The 2,480-nt window shown below is 45.4% G+C and carries 3 protein-coding genes; all 3 read right to left on the minus strand.

Annotated features, from left to right (window positions below; translation table 11 throughout):
* Positions 1 to 78: 78 nt before the first annotated feature.
* The 3 genes from tnpC to tnpA all read right to left on the minus strand — a co-directional run bounded on the left by tnpC (position 79) and on the right by tnpA (position 2,402).
* Positions 79 to 1,635: an IS66 family transposase gene (gene tnpC / locus HOLDEFILI_RS17970; protein ID WP_167317166.1), complete on the minus strand. Its 1,557-nt coding sequence runs from the start codon at positions 1,633 to 1,635 to the stop codon at positions 79 to 81.
* A gap of 132 nt (positions 1,636 to 1,767) precedes the next feature.
* A complete protein-coding gene (gene tnpB, locus HOLDEFILI_RS17975) occupies positions 1,768 to 2,115 on the minus strand; it encodes an IS66 family insertion sequence element accessory protein TnpB (protein ID WP_006061378.1) in 348 nt (115 codons plus the stop codon).
* The gene (tnpA, locus tag HOLDEFILI_RS17980; RefSeq protein ID WP_006061379.1) at positions 2,112 to 2,402 is read right to left on the minus strand and encodes an IS66 family insertion sequence element accessory protein TnpA; all 291 of its coding nucleotides are present in this window, start codon (positions 2,400 to 2,402) and stop codon (positions 2,112 to 2,114) included. The genes tnpB and tnpA overlap by 4 nt, the downstream gene beginning before the upstream one ends.
* Between the last annotated feature and the right edge of the window lie 78 nt (positions 2,403 to 2,480).

Consider the following 2,480-nt stretch of genomic DNA (forward strand, 5'->3'; position numbering starts at 1 on the left):
TAAGCGTCAAATACAACCCAACTATAAAAAAATGAATCCCTGTGGTACTCTAAGAGTAATCCATAGGGATTCAATTGATTAACGGACCCGAACGAAATCCGGCAGCTGATCGGAATAAGGCAGAAGCGCTTGGACATCAAAACTATCCGGATGTTCCTGGATCTGAGTTAACACATACTCCAGATAAAGATGAATATCCAGATGGTTTAATTTTGCGCTCTCTACTAAGCTGTAGTAAATGGAACTCATTCTTGCTCCGCTCTTCGTTTTGCTGAACAACCAGGCTTTGCGTCCCATCACAAACGGCTTAACCATCCGCTCTGCACGGTTATTGGAAATCTCAGCCTCGCCATCCTCCAGATAATTCAAAAGCACCGCTTTCTGATTTATGGCATACCGGATGGCCGCTCCCGCCTTCGACTTCTCGCTGTATTCACTCTGCAGCTTTTCAATCTCAGCGAACAGCTTCTCCGCAATAGGCTTTTGTTCCTTTTGTCTTTGTTTCTGTATTTGTGCAGGCTCCAGCCCTTGCTTCATATAGTTTTCTTCGCAGGCAAAAAGATGACGGATCTTGTCCACCACGCAGAGAAGCTTTCCATATCCCGGATGCTGCTCACAAAAGTCTTCCAGTGCTTTGCCTTTCAGCTTCTTCGCTTGTTTATGCAGCGGGCTCACTTCCAGCGCTTCGACAAAGTAACGCCGACAATGCGCAAAACACCCCAGGATCGTTGCGTTCTCAAAGCGGGAATAAACCGTATACCCGTCACAATGAAGGCTTCCTGCATACTCCGCTGGCAGGATTTCCTTCGCTGCGGCTTCCGCACGACTTTCATTGTAGTAGTATACAGCTAAAGGCTTCGCTTCCCATTTGCCGCTCACGCCAACCCACATGTAGCTTTTCTGCCGTTCTCCCTGAGACTTATCCTCCAGGACGGTAAGTGTCGTTTCGTCCATATGAATATGACTCTGCTTCCCCAAGTCGTTAAGCATCTGTTCGTAGAGGGGACTCAGCTTCTGAGCGCAGTACATCAGCCAGTTGGACATGGTCGCCCGGCTGATCTCCACTTTCTTCCGCTTTAATTCCTGTTCCTGACGATACAGCGGCGTTCCACTGACATATTTATTAAAGGTGATTCCAGCCACCACTGAAGGAGAAACCTTGCTTCCGGAAATCAATCGTTTCGGCGCTCCCGGAGCAGCGATAATTTCGGATTCCAGATTCTCGTCAGAACAGGCTGGACAAACATATTGATGAACGACATGGCGTTCCACAGTGTAGCGTGCAGGCTGATATTTAAGCACATCGATGATCTGCGACGCTAATTCTCTCATTCGCGTACCGCAGATTTCACAATGCGTATCTTCTAAGGAATGATCGATGATTTTGGTAGGAAGTGCTGAAAAATTAGCTTCCCTGCTTTTCTTTTTCTTCTTTGTCTTCGGCTGAGCTTCTTCTTCAGCCTCTTCCTGTGGATCTGAGTGATCCTGAATGTCTTCGATTTCGTTAAATAGATTCAGCTGCCCGCTCACAATTCTCTCACTTTTAGCCCCAAATCGCAGCTTCTTCAAAAGGGTCAGCTGTTCAGAAAGCCAATCCGCTTTCAAATATAAATCGATCAGTTCCTCTTCGCTCATCGCTTGAATTTTCTTTTTGATTTCTTCTCGGTTTCTCTCTTTGTTTTCCATACATTAATTATAACCTATAATTAGATATTCGTGAATATTAAAAATTAATATTTTACAACAAATATCAATATCATTACATAATTAAATGAACTTAGGGTAACTTGTCTTTAACGCCGTCTTCTGATCGATTTTTAACCCTTCCAACAGCCACTGAAGCTGTTGATGACTGATCACGACTGTACCTTCTTTCTTTTTCCATTGAAAATGGCCTTTTTCCAGCCGCTTATAAAGCAGCCAAAATCCCGTTCCATCCCGATAGAGACATTTCAGCTTGTTATGATCCCGGTTACAGAACAGATACAGCGTTTCATCAAACGGATTAAATTCTGTTTGATCCTGGATCATTGCGGCATAGCCATCAATTCCTTTCCGCAGATCAGTTGCGCCTGCGACCAAAACGATCTTACGGATCCCCTCCCAACGGATCATAAGCCTTTACACAGCCGCAGAATGCGCTGCAGTTCCTGATCCGGGATTTCACTATCCCAGGCGAGCTCCATCCCGTTAATCTGGATTCGGGTTTTCATCGGTTCCGCTTCCACTTGAACGGGGATGAAGTGATGCGGTTCTTCTTTCTGCTTGTTTTGTTTGTAGATGTGATTGTAGAACGTTTTTAGCTTGATTCCTTCACGGTCGCAAAACTGGCTGGCACTTAAGCCGCTGGTTCGATAGTTCTCCAGGATCTGTTGCCATTCTTCCGCGCTTCGCGTCTTCATCCTCTCCTGCCTCCTTCTCTGCCTTGATTATTGCAGAGTTGGTTCTTTTTTTATAGTTGGGTTGTATTTGACGCTTAC

The sequence above is a fragment of the Holdemania filiformis DSM 12042 genome, from assembly GCF_000157995.1.
Taxonomy (GTDB): Bacteria; Bacillota_I; Bacilli_A; order Erysipelotrichales; family Erysipelotrichaceae; genus Holdemania; species Holdemania filiformis.

What these genes read in the sequence shown, in the direction of transcription:
- tnpB (WP_006061378.1), bottom strand. Translation starts at nt 2,115, where the DNA reads ATGATCCGTTGGGAGGGGATCCGTAAGATCGTTTTGGTCGCAGGCGCA.
- tnpC (WP_167317166.1), bottom strand. Translation starts at nt 1,635, where the DNA reads ATGAGCGAAGAGGAACTGATCGATTTATATTTGAAAGCGGATTGGCTT.
- tnpA (WP_006061379.1), bottom strand. Translation starts at nt 2,402, where the DNA reads ATGAAGACGCGAAGCGCGGAAGAATGGCAACAGATCCTGGAGAACTAT.